Below are 17974 nucleotides of genomic sequence, written 5' to 3' on the forward strand. Positions count from 1 at the left end.
GTCTTGAGAAATAAAACACATCAATTGTTGCTTCTATTACAGGTTAGGGTTTTATTCTTGATGCTTTATTTGTATCAGATTTTTCGTGATTTGGTATAAGCCCTATAATCTTTATTGGGTGTTGGGTTTAAAAAAGCAACTTCCTCTCAAAAGTATTTTGCTTATTAAGCGTGTCACTATAGAAAATAGAGCAGTAAATTGAGCAATAGGAAGATTAAAGAACCTGTGCAGATAACATTTTTAGGTACGAGTTCCGGTGTACCCACGCGATCGCGCAATGTTTCGAGTGTCGCCCTGAGATTACCTCAGAGGGCAGAACTGTGGTTATTCGACTGTGGCGAAGGCACCCAGCATCAAATCATCCGGAGTGAACTGAAAATTAGCCAACTCTCGCGAATTTTTATCACTCACATGCACGGCGACCACATCTTTGGCTTGATGGGACTTCTTGCTACTTGCGGCTTGGCTGGCAATGTGGAACGAATTGATATATATGGGCCACCTGGATTAAATGATTACATTCAAGCCGCCTCCCGTTATTCTTATACACACTTTTCCTATCCCATTAAAGTCCATGCCATCCGTCCAGGGGTAATTTATGAAGACAATGACTTCACCGTAACCTGCGGTAATTTGCATCATCGCATTACAGCTTTTGGCTACCGCGTAGCCGAAAAAGACCGATCAGGACGTTTTGATATCGAAAAAGCTAAGGCGTTGCAAATTCCTCCTGGTCGGGTTTATGGTCAACTTAAGCGCGGTGAAACAGTGACGCTTGCGGACGGACGGGTGATTGATGGCACTCAATTATGCGGTCCTACAGAAATTGGTCGAAAAATTGCTTATTGTACAGACACAATTTATTGTGATGGTGCAGTGAAATTGGCAAAAGATGCAGATGTCTTAATTCACGAAGCAACCTTTGCTCATCAAGATGCAGACATGGCTTTTCAACGGTTGCATTCCACAACTACAATGGCAGCGCAAACAGCTTTAGCTGCTGGGGCACATCGACTGATTATGAGTCATTTCAGTCCCCGCTATGCTCCTGGCAATACCTTAGAATTGAAGGATCTTCTTCAGGAAGCCCGTATTATTTTTCCCCGTACTGACATGGCTTATGATTTCATGATTCATGAAGTACCCAGGCGGCGGGAAGTAGAGTTAACCAAGGTAAGCCTTTAAATTTTGGATTTTAGATTTCCTATTGAACCTTTCTAATCTAAAATTAACCAGGCTCTATTTTGGAGTTTAGTAGTCTAATTCATAATGTCTAGCAAATAGACAGCAGTTTAGCTTGAGGAGTAAGTCAAATAGTTACCTAAGAATTTACGTTTCCCTAAGTATATTAATAATCTAGAACTACTATGAGTTAGATATTTTTATCAATGTATTTATTATATTACAAGTTATTTAAATAACTTTAATAGGACAGCACTATTTAAAGCAGAGAATTTTATACTTTAATTTTTAAGAGAAATAATTAATTTATTGTATTGTCAAGATTTTTCTTCCTGACATAAAATATTTATTAAAAGTTTATTCTTCCAACACTGATTAATAATTTATATACATGAATTGATGAACATGAAAGCGCAAATTGAGCTTGTCATTATTGGAAGAATAATTAAGTATGCTATTGCGGCTATAGGTGTAAAAAAATTCGCATTTTTCATAAATCTTCCATATAAATATAGTGTTTCGATATTAGAGGAGTTTGATAGTGGCTAAGACTAGTCTGAATCAAGAGCAACAGATTACTACTTCAGCACAAGGCGCAGTTGACATCAGACAAATATCTATTATTTTGCTTCGCCGACGTTTGCTGATTCTGGGAGTTTCCTGTGTAGTGATGTCAACTGCTAGCCTCCTAGCTTTCATTGCCAAACCTACTTACCAGAGCAATATGCGGATATTGGTGAATTCCAATTTATCTGAAGGCACACAGTCAAATAATATCCCAGAGAGCGCAGACACCAAGGTTACTAAACCAAATTCTCAAGTTGTTGATTCCACTACTCAGATGAAACTCATGCTGAGTTCTAAGTTGCTTCAGAAAGCCGTAGATTTACTTCATTATGATTATCCTGATATTAGCTTAAAGGATATCAATGGTCAAATAGAACAGAACAAAAAAGCACCTTTAGAAGTGACTCCAGAAGAGGGAGGTATAGGAGCTAATAAAGTTTTTAGTCAATTATTTAAGGTTTCCTTCAATGATGACGATCCAGTCAAAACGCAAAGAGTACTTCAAGCTCTACAAAAAGTCTATCAAAACTATAATAAAGAACAACAAAAAGAACGTCTCAATCAAGGACTGGCTTTTGTAAATGTTCGCCTACCTGAAATAAAAAAAGAGGTGAGTAAAGCTGAGAAAAATTTGGAACAGTTTCGCAAGAAACATAAATTACTCGATCCCGAAGTCCAAAGTAAAATCCTGCTAGAATCTCTAGCTGATATTCAAAAACAGCTACAAAGTACTCGTGCCCACCTTCAAGATGTAAATGTTCGCTACGAGAATCTAGAGCAACAAATAGCCTCCTCGTCTCAGCAGAATGCACTAATTTCTTCTCGTTTAAATCAGTCAAGTCGTTATCAAACACTATTGAGTGAAATTCAAAAAACTGAACTAGCGTTAGCTAAGGAACGACTACGCTATACAGACGATTACCCATCGGTACAAAAACTAAAGCAGCAACGCCAAAGTCAACTGTCCTTATTACGAGAAGAGGTGAAAACTATTACTACTAGCAGTAAGGAAGGATCGCTTTTAAAAGAGCAAATGCTAGGGCTTGAGCCAAAGCTAGTAGACGAGTTAATTTTGCTACAGACAACTGTTTTAGGACTAACTGCTAATGAAAAGAATCTAGCCGAGTCAGAGCAGCAACTTCGCTCTGAGTTAAACAAATACCCAAGCTTAATAGCAGAGTATAACCGTCTGTTGCCAAAAGTGGAAACTAGTCGTAAAACTCTTGAACAATTACTCCAAGCGCAACAGGCTTTGGGTTTGAAAATTGCTCAGGAAGGATATAACTGGCAAGTTTTGACAGAACCTGCTCTGGGTACTTATATGGGGAGCAACAGATTATTATTTTTGGTTGGAGGGGCAGTAATCGGGCCGATTCTAGGTATCTTAGCAGCCCTGATTTTGGAAAAGTTTAATGACGTTATTTATTGTGTCGGAGATTTAAAGAAACTGACGAATCTACGTCTATTGGGATCAGTACCAAAACTACCATCATGTAATGTCAAAAAGCGGCGGCTGGCCCTGCCTTGGAATGGGCGACGAAGCTCAGATTACTCTATAATAGAAGCTAGTACTAGATTACCTGTCCATGAAACTCTGGACATGATCTACCAAAATATTCAAATATTAAAATATCCCTTACCCTTTAAGTCATTGATGTTGACTTCAGCACTACCAGGGGAAGGGAAAACAACTTTAGTATTAGGGCTTGTAGCTAGCGCTACCCGAATGCACCGACGGGTATTAGTTATTGATGCTAATTTACATAATCCTAGCCTGCACAAAATCCTGGAATTATCCAATGACTGGGGACTATCTCTGTTATTACTTGATGAGACGACAACTCATTTTCAAGATTACATTCAGCCTATTCATCCCTGCATTGATATTTTGACTGCTGGGCCTGAAGCAGAAGACACGGTGAAGTTGCTCAGTTCTAAACGGATGAAAGAACTAATTGAGTTGTTTGAGCAAAGTTATGACCTAGTACTGATAGATGCTTCACCTATTTTAGGTACAGTTGATGCTAGAATCGTGGCAGCTTTTTGCAATGGGATCGTAATGGTAGAGCGCATGGGGAAAGTGAGCCGAACTGAACTGACTCAAGCAACAGAAATTTTGAGTAAGTTGAATTTAATTGGAATTATCGCTAATGAAGTGAGCAAGTCTAAAAATGTATTGGCATCGTAAACTGAAGAAGACACGGGAAACTGAATTTCTTTGCGTATCGCATCCATTTTAATTACCTGCATTTCAAAAAATCCTACTATCTGCCTTGGTAACACAAGGCAGATGAATATTCAAAACGCGGACATTTTGAGCCTTATAAGCCTCCAAAATACTGGTTTGTTGGGCGAGACTATTTTCTCCTTTAGATATTTACTTTATAAATTCGGGTGTACTTTTTTGTTAAAAGGTTAGAAAACTAGGGATAAACTAGTAGTCCACTAAGCAAACATTGACACATTGACAGATGTAAGTTTGAGGTAAAAAGGTTAAAAGTTGTCAGTTATATTACTGCTGACAACAGTTGCTCAAGGGTAAAATCACTGAGTCCTTTAGCGAATTTTAAGTTTTGGATTGAAGATTCAAAATCTAAATAAGGTCTGAGGGCAAGCAAATTTATTTGTGGAACAAAATTACCCTATAGCTAAAGCAGAATGCATAATTAGTAAGAGGTGGCAACCTCCTGCGTTGGAGAACTGTCTCATCTTAAAGTAGTAGACGCCATAGTTCGGAGCGTCAATTAGATACTAATGTGATTAGATGATCAGCATGAAATTCCAACTTTACTTAGGCTTTTTATTTTCCCAGGTTAAAGTACGTCATTGGTGGGTAAGTGTCCTCTTGTGGATTGCTTTGGTTGCCCCAGCTCAAGCGTCTGTAATTCTACGCGTGGCAATTGAGAGGGGTGTTAATCAGGTAAAAGTGGGTAGTTCCACCACTGGGATTGTTAAGGATAGTACTGGCCGGACTCTTGGACAGTTGCCAGCGATGAGTGCATATTATGCCCAAGCTGTTCCTGGTGGAGTGGCTTTAGATAAGTGGCAGTCTGGTTTATTTTGGATTGAGCCAACAGGTAAAGGATTCGTTTATATTGGCGATCGCTGGTATCGGGGTAGAACTCTGGTTGTCCCCACAGACAAAGGCTTAACGGCTGTTAACTGGGTTGATGATCAAGAGTATCTTTACAGCGTTCTTGGCGGCGAAATGGATGCTAGCTGGCCCCAAGAAGCTTTAAAAGCCCAGGCGATCGCAGCTCGTACCTATGCCCTCTATGAGCGAGAAAAACAACGGAATAATCCCGTTTACGATTTAGGTAATAGCCCAGATCGTTGGCAAATTTACAAAGGCGTTATCAGTGAAGCTCCTGCAACTTACAAAGCAGTTGATGAAACAGCAGGACAGGTATTAACTTACAAAAACCGGATTATTCTCTCAGTTTTCCACGCTTGTTCTGGGGGGCATACCGAAAATGTTGAAGACGTTTGGGGAAACACCCTGCCGTACCTGCGTGCTGTTCAAGACTATGATCAAAATATCCGCGAGTGTAATTGGATAAAAACTTTCTCCCCCAGTGAGATTAGCGCTAAATTCCCTGAAGTGGGCAGTGTGACGGCGATGATTCCAGAAACATTCTCACCTTTTCGCAGTGTTAAAGTTTTGAAAATTGTCGGCAACAAAGGTACGAAGGTGTTACAGGGCGAGGAAGTGCGGACAGCTCTCAAGTTAAAAAGTACCCGCTTTAGCGTCACTAAAGGAGCAGATGGTAGTTTTGTACTTCAAGGGCTTGGCTTCGGTCATGCTTTGGGTATGAGTCAGTGGGGCGCGTACAATCTGGCTCGGCAAGGAGTGAACCACCTGCAAATTTTGGGACATTATTATCAAGGTGTAGCTTTAACACCAATTCAGGCGAAGTAAGGAGAAAGTTAGGAGTACAGACGCGATTAATCGCGTCTGTACAAGAGTTAGGAGTTTAAATAAATCTTAATTATTCACTCCTCCCTCTCAACTCTTCACTCTATTCTCCACTCCCGCGTTCCAAGCGTTTTTGCCATTCAGCATCAATTTTTGCGGAACGCTCAACTTCTTGGTCAAGTAAGTCAGTTTCGCTAGAATACACTAAATCTTCCTTGCTAATAACTTTTTCTTTGGCAAATTGTTGAGCATAGTCGATTTTTTGTTGCAAAGGTGGATCAGGACTTGCTAATAGCCTTGATCTGGAAAAGCGATCGCGATTGCGATCGCCAATTTTGCGATTACGCCACTGAATCCAAAAATAACGCAATAACGGTATAACTAAGAAACCTGCTCCGTAAGCCAATAGCAGCCAATAAATTCCTTGCACAAAGGCTACCAGTCCACCTAATTTGACGGCAACAGAGCCATCTCCCAACAAACTTTTTAGTACTAAAGCAAGAACAAAATTTAGTACACCCAACCCAGCACTGAGCATAATTTGCCCTGAACTTGCAGCACTAAAACGCCAGGGAAATTCCTCCAAGTGATCTGATATTGCATAACGGGGCTTTTTAACTGCACTCACCTGCAACTCTGGAAAATAATAAACAATTTGCCCTTCTGGACTTACCGATGGTTGCCCATTAAATCGCGTCAGAACAGGCAGCATATAATCTTCATACTCTCTTGTATATCCCTCGCCAATATCGTCCAAATATGGGGCAATTTGTTCCGCTACCACTGCACCACGGTTATTCCTAATCACCGTAGCAATTTCTTGCCACCGACGTTCTTCTAAGTTGGCGTTAGGATTACCATCGCCAAACAAAAACGAAAATACAGCTTCAAAGAAATTTAGATTGCTTTCTTCTCGCCTTTCACGTCGCCGTTCCTGATAGTGAGTGTCATAATTTGGGCTAAAATACCAAAATAAATTTGGAAAATAGAAGAAACCCCCACCACCGTAATTACTGCCCCGATTGTCCCCGTTACGGTCTGAATTGATAGAGGTAATGATAATGTAGATGGCTATAGTTATCAGGGTGATAGAAACAATTAAGAAAATTAGAAAAGAAATGCGAATCAGGTAAAATAGAACACTCCAGACTTTTTTCCACCATTCCTGCAATCGTAATCGGAAGTATTTATTACGCAAAATTGCTCGAAAATTTTGTGGAAAAAGGTAAACGATATCACCTGAATCTGCTACTTGCAAATGTCCCCCAGCATCAGATGCCAAGGCTAACAAGCTTTGATTAGCTTCACCGACATTCAATCCTGCCTCGGTTGCCACATCACCAACAGTGACACGGTAGCCAAGTTTTTCTACAGCTTGCATGATGGTGGGACTAGGAGCCATTGCTCTCCCTCCTGTTGAAACTTAATTACCTTTCTTAAGTATAAAGTTTTATTTGAAGCGACTTGGCAGGAGCAGGGATGAAGCATGAATTATTAAATATAGAAAATACATAAATTAGGCAAACCGACAAGTCTATTTACTAATAAATAAACGCACACACAGTATGTTATAATTATTTGCCTCAGCTTGGTTAATCAGCAAATTTTCTGCTCAAATATGGTTCAGTATACTCTCGCTCAAAGTCCAGAAATTATCCTTACTGTTTCTGGAAAAGATTCGGCAAAAGCCCGTGATAAAGCAATGGATCAGCTGATGGAATTAATGGATTCAGGAAAGCTACCCACGGAACTAGAAGAAGGATTTGGCCCTCAACAATTAATTGAGGTTAAAGAGTCAACTATTGATAGTGCTAGCGGTGAAGATAGTATTACACAAGCTGTCCAGGTTCTAAGTAACCTGGCCACACTTAAGCTGAAAGTTCAAGAATCACGAGCTGAAGCTTTGGAAATTCGCAAAGCGGTTGATGTTCTATTCACCGACGAATCGGTAACAGAAGAGGAAATTACTCGACTCAAGGAAGGTTTTAAAGTTCTCAAAAATTTTGCCCAAGCTAATGTGCGTTACCAAGAAGCACGATCTAAAGCAGAGCAGGCTCGGCAGACTCTGGATCAAGCTCTCAAATCGCCTGACAAGTAACATTTACAGACTTAGATGCATTGAGATGTGTCTTAAAAATTTAATTAAACACTTAAAAAGACAGGCATAACATCCTGTCTTTTGGTTTACTGGGGCGCTAGGATTCGAACCTAGGGATGGCGGGACCAAAACCCGCTGCCTTACCACTTGGCTACGCCCCAACAACTTTACTCTAGTTAATATAACAGTTAGACCTAGGTTATTGTCAAGTACTTTTATAGTTAATTTCAGACAAAGGGTTTTTCCAGCAGAAAATGGATTGATTTAAATTCCTACAGTTCAAGTTAAGTTTACGCAAACAGGCAAAGGCTGAAAGTTTAACGAGGATGATACCTGTAATGCCTTCGCATCTACATTTGCTTCTGCTCTTTTAAGTATGAATGGCTTTAGGAAAGTAATTAGAGTATATCTTGATACTAAGGATAATCAATCGGGGAGGCAGGAAAGGTTATTGAGGAAAGAAAGAGGGTTATTGTTCAGAAATTCTTTTCTCCCCCTGCTTCCCTACCTTTGCTTCAAAAGGTAAATCAGTTACTCCATCCTCTACAATTTCTACGATGTTACCTAATCTGTACATCAATACAGCTAGACCACAGGCAAAAGCTTCAGCAATAGTTAAAGTTCTATTTGCAACTATTTTCGCAAAAAACTCAAACTTTAGGCATTATGTAGTATTTCGGCAGTAACTAATTAATCAATGGTAATTAGTTCAAGAGCAATTTTTTGTCGAGTTATAAAATGCAAAATTTTAGCTATTTTAATTAGCATAATTATTGAATAGCTACTTTGTGATTTAGCGAGTATCCAGTTACTAGTTTTAGCTGAAAACATCGATTTCCCTATAGATAGACCTTTGAGCTTTTCAAGTATTGCATAGTTTGCAGCTTTGAATACCGAGCCGCAGTTAGGTGCTGTATTATCTTGATGTTCTTTTGCCCAAATTTGCCTTGAAGTTAGAGGATTTTCGGTGAATTCTGTTGGTTCAAACTTGAAAATTGCACTCAATATCAGTTTTGAGTGTATACCAGTAAACATAGTTTCTCGATAATCTCGTACAATTTGACTATTTTCAAGTGTTTTTACACATCCATCCTCAAAGAAGGTTACACTTTCAACAAAGTCGTATATTGTACATCCATGTTGTCTTCCTCTACCAGCGTTCATTGCTAATGCACCACCAATAGTTGCTGGTACAGATGCAAGATAATAGAAAGAATTCATAGAGTTTTGATAACAATACTTTAATACTTCCATCACTGAAGCAGAAGAAGATACTTCAAGTCTGTTATTAGGTAAAGGATTTGTGTACTTAGGTAGTTTGTTTTTCAGTATCAATGATTGGATATTTTTTTTAACAAACAGCGTGTTAGAGCCATTTCCAATTATATAAATTTTTACTTTATTTTCTTTGGCCCAATTACAGTATTCCTGAAGGTCATCTACACTATTTATCTCTCCTACTCGCTCAAAGTAATGTTGTGTTCTATAGTGCGAAAGACTGTTTGATGTTAAAGACTCAATCTTTAAATTAGACATCTTAATTCTTTCTACTCCTTTTAGATTTTTGATAAAGATAAACAGTTGGCATTTAGCAAACACAGTACAGCCATAAATACGCTATTTTAAAACATTAATTATTTTTTATTCCTGCTTTCATTCAACATTACTTTTACTAGTGGTCGCTCCCTTGTAAAATAGCTTCAATTAAATGCTTTTTTGATTCCATAATTTTTGATTCTAATATCGTAGATACTGATTCATAGTCAATATCAAAGATTTCCTTGCTGAATAACTGAGATTTTAATTTCTCCGAAAATATACGGTTTGTTAAGCCAAAATCATTAAGCAAATCTCTTACCTTATTCGATTTATCACTAGGAAGAAATACTGTAAAAGGTTTATGAAAAATAATAGAAAATACAGTGCCGTGAAAAGTATTAGTCACAATATAAGATGCTTCACTATGTAATCCAATCCACTCTTTCGGACTAGCAGCTTCTAAATTTATTTGTGCTAACGGTTCATTTCTACCGACTGAAACTATGGTTAAATTTTGTTCTTCTGCCAGAAATTTGATAAACTCTTCTTCCTCTGGTTGTATGTCAGCTTGAACATACAATAAAAGATATTTATTTGTTATTTTTGGTGGGGTTTTAAGTGTATCATACTTAATTAGAAAAGTAGGATCTAAAACTTTTATTGCTTTTTTATTGCATTTATTAGCAATAATTTCTAAACTATTAGAATCACGCACTAAAATAGTTTGAAACTGATTAATCAATGTATATATTTCTTTTTCATAAGGTTCTAATTTTGTTGTATTACCAAAACTTGCTGCATAACTTATCTTACGAGTAGTTTTATTGCTAACAAAATCTAAAAAGAAAGAAGAATTATACCCTCTAAAGGAATCTATACACCATATTTGGTCACTGCCACATATTACTACATCATATTTATCTTGATAGTATTTCAAGCCTTTTTTATCATAAATTTTTTTATTGCTTAACTTAACATGAGAAAGCAGGAAGCGTCTCATTTTCCAATATCTTGAAATATAAATCAAAGATTTTTCATTAATCCGAATTTTCTTAGTTTGGCTAGTGCTAGATTTTACCCTTTTAATCGGAAGTAAAGGTCTGAAATATATCCATGCTATTTTAAGAGGTCGATAGTCTATTATTTCAACATCATAGCCTTGACTGTTAAGAAAACTCCAAAGAGCGCAAGTTTGGAGTGTTGCTCCGTAATTGTCTACATGGTGAAAAGTTAGAATTCCGATTTTCATCTTTGCTCCCTTTGATAAACTATAAATTTTGTCTTAACTAATTAGTTTTATGAGATTAGATAGATTTGATTTTTTTGTTAAACTATCATAGCTTGATGTATATTAAATTAATTTATAAAAATATATTTATATTGAAACTTGCTATTATTTCTACATAACAAAGTTATACTTTTGTTTTAATTTTGATATTCAAACTTTCTCCTAACTCAAGTATCTGTCTGAAAAGCTTGGGCGATATTATTGAGAGAGTAAGAATATAAATAGAGATTCCGAATATCCCTGAAATAGCTAGTAACATCCATGCTTCAAGAAATTTTCCTAAAAAATATTTAGTAGTTAATATAGTTATAACCATTGCTCCAGAAGCTACTAAAGGTACTATGTATAAACGCAGATAATTATTTAAATTTATCTTAATAAGTTTATTAATAGCTAATAACGAAATAGGTAATATGAAATAACCTCGAACTACATAAGCAGAAGCAACCGCTACAATACCTAATCTTACTACCAGAGCAAAACCAATGACATTAGTAACTGTATTTATCACTTGTATCCATAGTCTCCACGAAGGTTTGCCTAGCGCCAGAATTACAGAATTGTTATAAAAGAAAATTAGATGAACTGGGCCAATAAGAGATAGTATTTGCAATACTGGAATGCTCTGAATCCACTGTTCACCTAAGAATACTTTTATAAACTCAGTTGCTAATACTGGTACACAAAGAAATATTGGAAAAGCAATAATACTTGTGAACTGAGTAGCAGTATAGAAAGCGTTTAATAATCGTTCCGGTTCTGCCTGTAATCTAGAAAATATTGGTAGTGCAATTTTAGTTGTAGTACTAATTAGAATTTGCATCATTACTAGCAGCAATTTATAGGCAATTGAGTAATAACCTAATGCAACTAGTCCTAGATAATAGCCAATTAGTAAGTCATCGGCTCGGCGATTGAAAAAGTTAATTATGTTAAACGCAGATATATTAATTCCAAAGTTAAAAAGTTCTTTAACATGTATCATGGAAAATTGAAATCCCGGTCGCCAATCGCTAACTCGCCACAAGACTAAAACTTGTATAAAACTAGTTGATAGCTGTTGACCTACGAGACTCCAAACGCCAAAGCCTAAAAAAGCCATCCAAATGCCAACTATTCCACCGAATATAACTGCTAATAGTGAGCGTATTGCTAAACTTTTAAAGGCAAACTTACGTTCAAGAACTGCTTGCTGCACGCTGCTCAATCCATAAAATATAAAGCTTATAGATAAGCATTGAATAATTGGTACTAACTGCGCCTGTTTAAAGAAATCAGCTGCTAATCCAGCACCACCAACACTTAATATAGTTAAAAGTATACTAATTCCTAAAGTTGTCCAGAATGCAGTGTCTAAATGCTCTGAATTTATCTCTTGACGTTGGATAATTGCTACAGAGAATCCTTGATCAACAAAAATTTGTACAAATTCAATAAATATAGATGCTAAAGCAATTAAACCAAAAGTTTCTGGATTAAGTAAACGAGCTAGAATAAAGAAAACAACTAAAATGACTACTTGGCGTCCCAAACTTTCTATAACAGTCCAAATTACACTCTTAACAGCTTTTTGCCGTAAGTTTGATGAATCTTTAGGTGATTCCATTACATAATTTACCGATGAAAGAACCTAGATAGAGTATATAGCTTTGATATTGCTAGCTATGAGCATCTGGATTATCTCTTTTCACGCCAATCGGTTACACCTTACTTTATTTAGCTTTCAGTTATAATCAAAGTTTTTTACTCCGAAAATAATATAAAAGTACGTAAGGTAATAATTACCGTGAAAAAAGAAAATATTTTTAGCTTAAGTAATTCTTCATAGAAGAGTTTACCACAATCTTCTTGTAAATTGGCAGCAATTCAACAAAGTATTAGCATAAAATTTACTGATGAGCCAGGCTATTGAATTTTTATAAAAGTATAAAAGGCCCTGTTACTTATAATTTGTGGTTTTGAGTGGTATCTAAGTTTGCTAATCAATTGTTAAGACAACATAAAATTTTTGATTTTTTGGTTACTGAGTTGATATGTGTCTCAATAATGTTGTGTTCCACAGAATACATGTTCCCTTTGTTTTTTCTTAATCCCCAGTCTCGTGAAGGAAGACTGCTGCAATACGACTTGATGATAGTAGTTGCTTCGTAGCTAGCCATATAAATAGTGGAATAGTTTTAGCGTAGCGGCCGCAAAGTCGGCGTGGTTCTTGAATCCATCGATATAGCCATTCAAGCCCTAAGTCTCGAACTATGCGGGGTGCCCGCTTGTGAATTCCTGCATAGACTGGGAAAACTCCACCTAGTCCAATCATTACAGCTTGTATCTTACCCTTATGTTGAGCTATCCAATTTTCTTGCTTAGGACATCCCAGAGATACTAATACGGTGCTAGCACCACTAGAGTTAATCTTTTGAACCAAAGCTTCGTCTTCAGTTTCAGTCAGAGGGCGAAAGGGTAGAGGTTCCATCGCCGCAATTTTCATCTGCGGAAATTCCCGCTCTAACCTTTTTCGCATCCGAGAAAGAACTTCTGTTTGGGAACCTACAAAGAAAATACTAAGATTTTGTGTTTGAGTTAGGTGACACAATGCTAGGAAAATATCCATTCCTGCCACACGGTCTTGATAAAGCACTCCCATCTTTCGCATCATCCATACCAGAGGCATACCATCAGGAGTAACTATGTCTGCATTTCGTAATACGCTAGCAAACGCTGGATTCCAATGAGCTTCAATGAGCATGTGTACATTGGCTACATATACAGTTTTACTTTCACGTCTCCTCGCCCACTTCAGCATTGTTTGTACTTGATCGTCAAAGCGTAAAGCAGTAATGGGAAAATCCAGTACTTTTTTAGTAGGTAGAAGCACTCTTGCCACCATCAATAACTCCTGTGTCCAAGAAAAAAATCCATAGATTACCTAGACCATTCCGAATATTCAATAATTCAGATGAAATGACTCCTGGCTTTTTGTAGCCTTGTGTGATCGTTGGAAGTTAACACATGGAGATGCAATTGCTTTCTTAGTATACTTTTGACTTAACCGTTAATATTAGAATTATTTTGCTGCTGTGTCTTAGTTTACTGTTTTAAGCTAGGGATTTCAGACGCTGCCTGACAAAATTCATACTTCCTTCATAATTAATTTTTGGTTTGTTCATGCAAGCATTACAATTGCGATAAATTCCTACAAACATTCGTAGTACTTTATACTTGCTTTAACTACATAAGGTTAAATACCAGACACTCAGCTTGCCGATTTTGATACGTAAATATGCGCTTAAGAGGTCTAATTCTAATTAGTATATTTTAAAGAATGGCTAATAGTTTTTTATTATGACTTTCCAAACTTATTACAAATTTAATTTAAGGACTGACAAATAAAAAATATTCAATTAATTTATTGTGGGGTGGGCGACACGATCGCCATATAATATAGGCGAGCTTTTCGGCTCACCCCACAAGATTAGATAATTTATTTGTTGGAGTTTCCTTAGTCTATATATTGAAAAATCCCTAAATTTTCTTTTTTTCTGAAATAAAAGCCCAAAAAATAAGGGGAAGATAAACTTATCTTCCCCTGCTCTATTGTTTTTGTTATTCTCTGGCTTGTTAGCTTCTTTGAGTCTTTGTCGTAACATTTGCCTTTGTTTTTTGAGTTGCCTCTTTCTTGCAGAACCACCTCTACCTTTGTCATTCCTGCCTTCTTTACGGGGAGACTCCCATCTTTTCAGCCGCATAATTTTTTATCTATCCTACTTGTTTTGGTAGTGGGCAGGAGGAGAATCGAACTCCTATGACCGCAAGGCCGCCACATTTTGAGTGTGGTGCGTCTACCAATTTCGCCACCCGCCCATATATCTAACCTTAACTAGTATACTCTAATTAAGTGATTTTGTAACAAGTCTGAAAATTTATTTTCAAAGTTTTGCTGGAATAATTTAGGTCTAAGAATTTTTTGGCTTACAGGCGTGGCAGGATCAATAAACTAGGGTCAATATCCTGTAGTTTGGCGCAGCCGCTAAGTGCCATTGCCAGATTTAACTCATCTTGTAGCAGTGATATGACATGAGATACACCAACTTGTCCTGCTACTGCTAGTCCCCACAAAATGGGTCGTCCGATCAGTACTGCTTTTGCTCCTAATGCCAGGGCTTTGAGAATGTCTGTGCCTCTACGGATGCCTCCATCCAACAGTACTTCTATTTTACCATCCACTGCTGCTACTATTTCAGCTAGAGCGTTTAAAGAAGCGATCGCACCATCGAGTTGTCTGCCACCATGATTGGAAACAACAATTGCTTTGGCTCCATATTCTACAGCCCGAACAGCATCATCTCCCCGTAAAATTCCTTTGATGACTAAAGGTAGTGGAGATAAAGATTGTAACCATTCCAAATCGTCCCAAGTTACTGCTGGGTTTAGCTGTTGAGCAAAATAGGTAAATAATCCAGATTCGCCTTTTTCATGGGAAATATCTAGCCCTGATATGGTGGCGAGATTAGCCAGATGTAAGTCTGGGGGTAGGGCAAACTCGTTACGTCTATCTCTTTCTCGCTGTCCGAGAACAGGTGCATCTACAGTTAGACAAAGTGCTTTGTAGCCTGCTTTATAAGCTTTTTCTACTAAACCACGAGTTAATCCCCGATCTTTATGGATGTAAAGCTGGAACCATCGCAGAGAATCCGAGAAATTATCACATGCACTGGCTACTTCTTCAATACTCTTTGTGGCCATTGTACTTAACACCATACCCACACCAGCTGATGCCGCAGCTAGAGCCGTGGCAATTTCTCCATCTGGATGAGCTAGACATTGAAAAGCCATCGGCGCAATTAATAAAGGTAGTTGCAGGGGTTGTCCTAAAATGGAGGTGGTTAGATTGCGATCGCTTACATTGACTAATACACGAGGTCGCAACTTTAATCTCTCAAAGGCAGCACGATTATCCCGTAGTGTGATTTCATCCCAAGCACCACTGTTATAGTAATCAAGCGTGATTTGAGATAGATGCTCTTTTGCTAGCTTTTCGTACTCAAACAGATTTATGGGTTGAAGAAAACGATGGTCGTTGGGTACAACTGTCATGGTAGAGGCTGTGGGTTAAGCAATGGGATGTTTTTTAATCCGATTAGTAAAGCTGTAAAACCCAGTATCTCCGATTGAGTTCTTCTAAAGGAATCTATTTAATAATTCTTCTTTAGATAGTTGCAGTAATAAAGGAGTAAATTCCTCTGGAGATAATGCCAATAAAGCTTCAGTAATTCCTCTTAGTTCTGCATCTAAAGAACCAAAGCGAACTCGCAAAAAATTTTCTATAACATTACGACGTTCTGTTTTAATTCCTTCTTGGATTCCTTCTTGGATTCCTTCTTGGATTCCTTCTTGGATTCCTTCTTGGATTCCTTCTTGTTTAACTTCTGCTAATTTTTGCTCGTAAATAGGTGATAAACGCATAATTAAATCTCTATCCTCCTCGTCTATATTCTGATTGAATTCTAAGGTAGTCTTTAAATTCAATAATAAATCAATTGCTTTGGAACGTAAGGGATTATTTTGGGGAAGTGCTTCTAGTTCGTCTATTGCTTGTTGTTGAACTCTTCCCTTACCTAAAATTCTCAACCATAGTGTTTCTTCGGTACACGGTAATTGGTGAATTACCACAATTGCTGTTCTAAAATAATCGCCTAAAAAATTTACTCCTATTCCCCAATTCTCTTCATCTAGGTTAGTTCTAAAACCATCCAATATAGATTCAGAAGCCGTGGGTGATAAAATCCACAAACGTGGTAATTCTAATTCTACAAACCGAGTTTTATCGCCTTTAGCTTGACGCTTTACTTCAGCAAAGATATCAAACAATTTATTTAAGCAACTGCGGATCTCCGCAATTGTAGCTGCATTTCTAAATGGTTCAACTAATGCAGGTTCAGCCGCAAATTTTCCTAACAGCCCTAATTCTATTGTATTTGTCGATTGGGGCGAAGGTACAAAATAAACATCAATCTCTCGGATTTGGGCTGGAACTTTCCGACTTGTTTCCACTTCTCCCAATGGTTGTAACAATTCTTTAAGATAGTCTTTGGCGAACTGGTCGTAAGGAAACCTAGTCATTAGCTGATTTTTTGGCTGTACCAGCATTTTACATTACAGCGAATCGCCCACAGCTTGCCTAAAAACTTTAGTAAGTGCGATGTCTACGACGGGCTGCGCCAACGCATGAGCGAATCATCTGGAGTATTGTAAGCTAAAACACATCTAATTTAGATAACCAAATTTCATTAGTCGCTCTACCAGTTTCGCCATCCACCTTTGGGTGCAACTTCATTACTTGTAGACTTCAGTCCATGATTTTGGATTAAAGATTGGTATTCTGTACTGCTTGCCCAACGGTCAATTTCTCGCGCCCGTAGCACTGGCACTGGATGGGTTAATTGGGCTGTGCGGGCAGCTTTGACCATTTCACCTAGTTCGGTCTTGCTAATATCATCGTAAGCGCGGGCTTGGTCAACAAAGGCATCAAGATTAAGTTGTGGCGCTAAGGTGGGGGAACCACCTGCCAGCTTCATCAATACTGACATGACAACTTTGGGGTCTTGGGTTGCTAGTAATGCGGCGCGATCGCAGGTAAACTCAGCACAGCGTACCCATTCTAAAAGTTGTGCCTGTATCGCTTGAGCAACGAAGGTTCCGACATTGGGCACAATCGCCGCAGCTAATATTAATAAATTTACAGGGGTTAAGTAAACGCTATGGTCACACTTGAGATGCCCCAACTCATGGGCAATTACTGCCTGTATTTCCTCTGGTGTGAGGATATCAATCAGGGATGTGTGTAATACAACAAACGGCTGCTTACCCCGCACAGCAAAAGTATAGGCGTTGGGAGCCGGATGTTGCCGGACGTACAACTGGGGAGGCTCTATATCCAGGATTTTACAGGCATCTAACAACAGCTTGTATAAATCGGGCAGTTGCTTTTCACCCACCAGAATGCTGGAGGCAATATTTTCCACATAAAAAACCTGCTCTGCCATTGGCCCAAGCCAATTTCGCACCAACATATCTATGCCTGGTATTTGCTTGAGCGTTTTGGTAGCTTCCAGGTCTAATGGATGACGAAATGAGTCAGCTTTTAAACCAATTAGCGGGGTTTTAAAGAAGGACATAGTGCAACAAGCTATAAAAAAACACAACTATAGAATCTGGCTGTAGATAAACAGCCATACACAGTTAGTATAACGATTTAACTAAGCTGACCAGGTGGAACAGGGGGAGAAAATTTTACCTTGTCTCCCTCATTCCCCTTGTTACCGCCTCAGTCTCAACTAAGAGGCAGGAGGCAAGGGAGACAAGGTGACAAGAGGTAAGAATTTGCAAC

At 38.1% G+C, this 17974-nt stretch carries 13 protein-coding genes and 2 tRNA genes; 4 read left to right on the forward strand and 11 right to left on the reverse strand.

What is annotated here, in order from left to right; genetic code table 11:
* The first annotated feature begins 225 nt into the window (after positions 1-225).
* The 3 genes from CDC33_RS04905 to CDC33_RS04915 all read left to right on the forward strand — a co-directional run bounded on the left by CDC33_RS04905 (position 226) and on the right by CDC33_RS04915 (position 5668).
* Entirely contained in the window at positions 226-1185 is a 960-nt protein-coding gene (locus tag CDC33_RS04905; RefSeq protein ID WP_109007538.1) for a ribonuclease Z, read from the forward strand.
* 538 nt (positions 1186-1723) lie between these two features.
* On the forward strand, positions 1724-3937 hold the full coding sequence (locus CDC33_RS04910) for a GumC family protein (protein WP_181373895.1): 2214 nt from the start codon (positions 1724-1726) through the stop codon (positions 3935-3937).
* Between the two features lie 585 nt (positions 3938-4522).
* Positions 4523-5668 (forward strand): SpoIID/LytB domain-containing protein, encoded by a 1146-nt coding sequence (locus tag CDC33_RS04915; RefSeq protein ID WP_109012445.1) that lies wholly within the window; start codon positions 4523-4525, stop codon positions 5666-5668.
* 100 nt (positions 5669-5768) lie between these two features.
* Here the strand turns inward: CDC33_RS04915 and CDC33_RS04920 are convergent, their stop codons facing one another.
* Entirely contained in the window at positions 5769-7067 is a 1299-nt protein-coding gene (locus tag CDC33_RS04920) for a cation diffusion facilitator family transporter (RefSeq protein ID WP_109007539.1), read from the reverse strand.
* 216 nt (positions 7068-7283) lie between these two features.
* On the opposite strand from CDC33_RS04920, the gene CDC33_RS04925 reads away from it, so the two are divergent.
* The gene (locus CDC33_RS04925) at positions 7284-7763 is read left to right on the forward strand and encodes a hypothetical protein (protein ID WP_109007540.1); all 480 of its coding nucleotides are present in this window, start codon (positions 7284-7286) and stop codon (positions 7761-7763) included.
* 89 nt (positions 7764-7852) lie between these two features.
* Here the strand turns inward: CDC33_RS04925 and CDC33_RS04930 are convergent.
* The 10 genes from CDC33_RS04930 to CDC33_RS04975 form a co-directional block, all read right to left on the reverse strand.
* Positions 7853-7924 (reverse strand) — tRNA-Gln (locus CDC33_RS04930).
* Positions 7925-8453: 529 nt separating this feature from the next.
* The gene (locus tag CDC33_RS04935; RefSeq protein WP_109007541.1) at positions 8454-9299 is read right to left on the reverse strand and encodes an FAD-binding protein; all 846 of its coding nucleotides are present in this window, start codon (positions 9297-9299) and stop codon (positions 8454-8456) included.
* Between the two features lie 136 nt (positions 9300-9435).
* Positions 9436-10551: a polysaccharide pyruvyl transferase family protein gene (locus tag CDC33_RS04940; protein WP_109007542.1), complete on the reverse strand. Its 1116-nt coding sequence runs from the start codon at positions 10549-10551 to the stop codon at positions 9436-9438.
* Between the two features lie 163 nt (positions 10552-10714).
* Positions 10715-12196: a lipopolysaccharide biosynthesis protein gene (locus tag CDC33_RS04945; protein WP_109007543.1), complete on the reverse strand. Its 1482-nt coding sequence runs from the start codon at positions 12194-12196 to the stop codon at positions 10715-10717.
* Between the two features lie 480 nt (positions 12197-12676).
* Positions 12677-13474 carry a WecB/TagA/CpsF family glycosyltransferase gene (locus tag CDC33_RS04950; protein ID WP_109007544.1) on the reverse strand — a complete coding sequence of 266 codons (798 nt, stop codon included), beginning with the start codon at positions 13472-13474 and terminating at the stop codon, positions 12677-12679.
* 612 nt (positions 13475-14086) lie between these two features.
* The gene (locus CDC33_RS04955) at positions 14087-14290 is read right to left on the reverse strand and encodes a hypothetical protein (protein ID WP_181373896.1); all 204 of its coding nucleotides are present in this window, start codon (positions 14288-14290) and stop codon (positions 14087-14089) included.
* A gap of 74 nt (positions 14291-14364) precedes the next feature.
* Positions 14365-14448, reverse strand: a tRNA-Leu gene (locus CDC33_RS04960).
* 108 nt (positions 14449-14556) lie between these two features.
* Positions 14557-15681 (reverse strand): alpha-hydroxy acid oxidase, encoded by a 1125-nt coding sequence (locus CDC33_RS04965; RefSeq protein WP_109007545.1) that lies wholly within the window; start codon positions 15679-15681, stop codon positions 14557-14559.
* 84 nt (positions 15682-15765) lie between these two features.
* Entirely contained in the window at positions 15766-16707 is a 942-nt protein-coding gene (locus CDC33_RS04970) for an RpnC/YadD family protein (protein ID WP_109012446.1), read from the reverse strand.
* A gap of 176 nt (positions 16708-16883) precedes the next feature.
* Entirely contained in the window at positions 16884-17762 is an 879-nt protein-coding gene (locus tag CDC33_RS04975) for a M48 family metallopeptidase (RefSeq protein WP_109007546.1), read from the reverse strand.
* Positions 17763-17974 lie beyond the last annotated feature (212 nt).

Origin of the sequence: Nostoc commune NIES-4072, from assembly GCF_003113895.1 — a bacterium.
GTDB classification, from domain to species: Bacteria; Cyanobacteriota; Cyanobacteriia; order Cyanobacteriales; family Nostocaceae; genus Nostoc; species Nostoc commune.

Bases quoted from the DNA above. Each gene is read 5' to 3' on its own strand.
- CDC33_RS04915 (WP_109012445.1), top strand. From the start codon at position 4,523: ATGAAATTCCAACTTTACTTAGGCTTTTTATTTTCCCAGGTTAAAGTA.
- CDC33_RS04920 (WP_109007539.1), bottom strand. From the start codon at position 7,067: ATGGCTCCTAGTCCCACCATCATGCAAGCTGTAGAAAAACTTGGCTAC.
- CDC33_RS04950 (WP_109007544.1), bottom strand. From the start codon at position 13,474: ATGGTGGCAAGAGTGCTTCTACCTACTAAAAAAGTACTGGATTTTCCC.
- CDC33_RS04945 (WP_109007543.1), bottom strand. From the start codon at position 12,196: ATGGAATCACCTAAAGATTCATCAAACTTACGGCAAAAAGCTGTTAAG.
- CDC33_RS04975 (WP_109007546.1), bottom strand. From the start codon at position 17,762: ATGTCCTTCTTTAAAACCCCGCTAATTGGTTTAAAAGCTGACTCATTT.
- CDC33_RS04965 (WP_109007545.1), bottom strand. From the start codon at position 15,681: ATGACAGTTGTACCCAACGACCATCGTTTTCTTCAACCCATAAATCTG.
- CDC33_RS04970 (WP_109012446.1), bottom strand. From the start codon at position 16,707: ATGACTAGGTTTCCTTACGACCAGTTCGCCAAAGACTATCTTAAAGAA.
- CDC33_RS04955 (WP_181373896.1), bottom strand. From the start codon at position 14,290: ATGACAAAGGTAGAGGTGGTTCTGCAAGAAAGAGGCAACTCAAAAAAC.
- CDC33_RS04935 (WP_109007541.1), bottom strand. From the start codon at position 9,299: ATGTCTAATTTAAAGATTGAGTCTTTAACATCAAACAGTCTTTCGCAC.
- CDC33_RS04925 (WP_109007540.1), top strand. From the start codon at position 7,284: ATGGTTCAGTATACTCTCGCTCAAAGTCCAGAAATTATCCTTACTGTT.
- CDC33_RS04940 (WP_109007542.1), bottom strand. From the start codon at position 10,551: ATGAAAATCGGAATTCTAACTTTTCACCATGTAGACAATTACGGAGCA.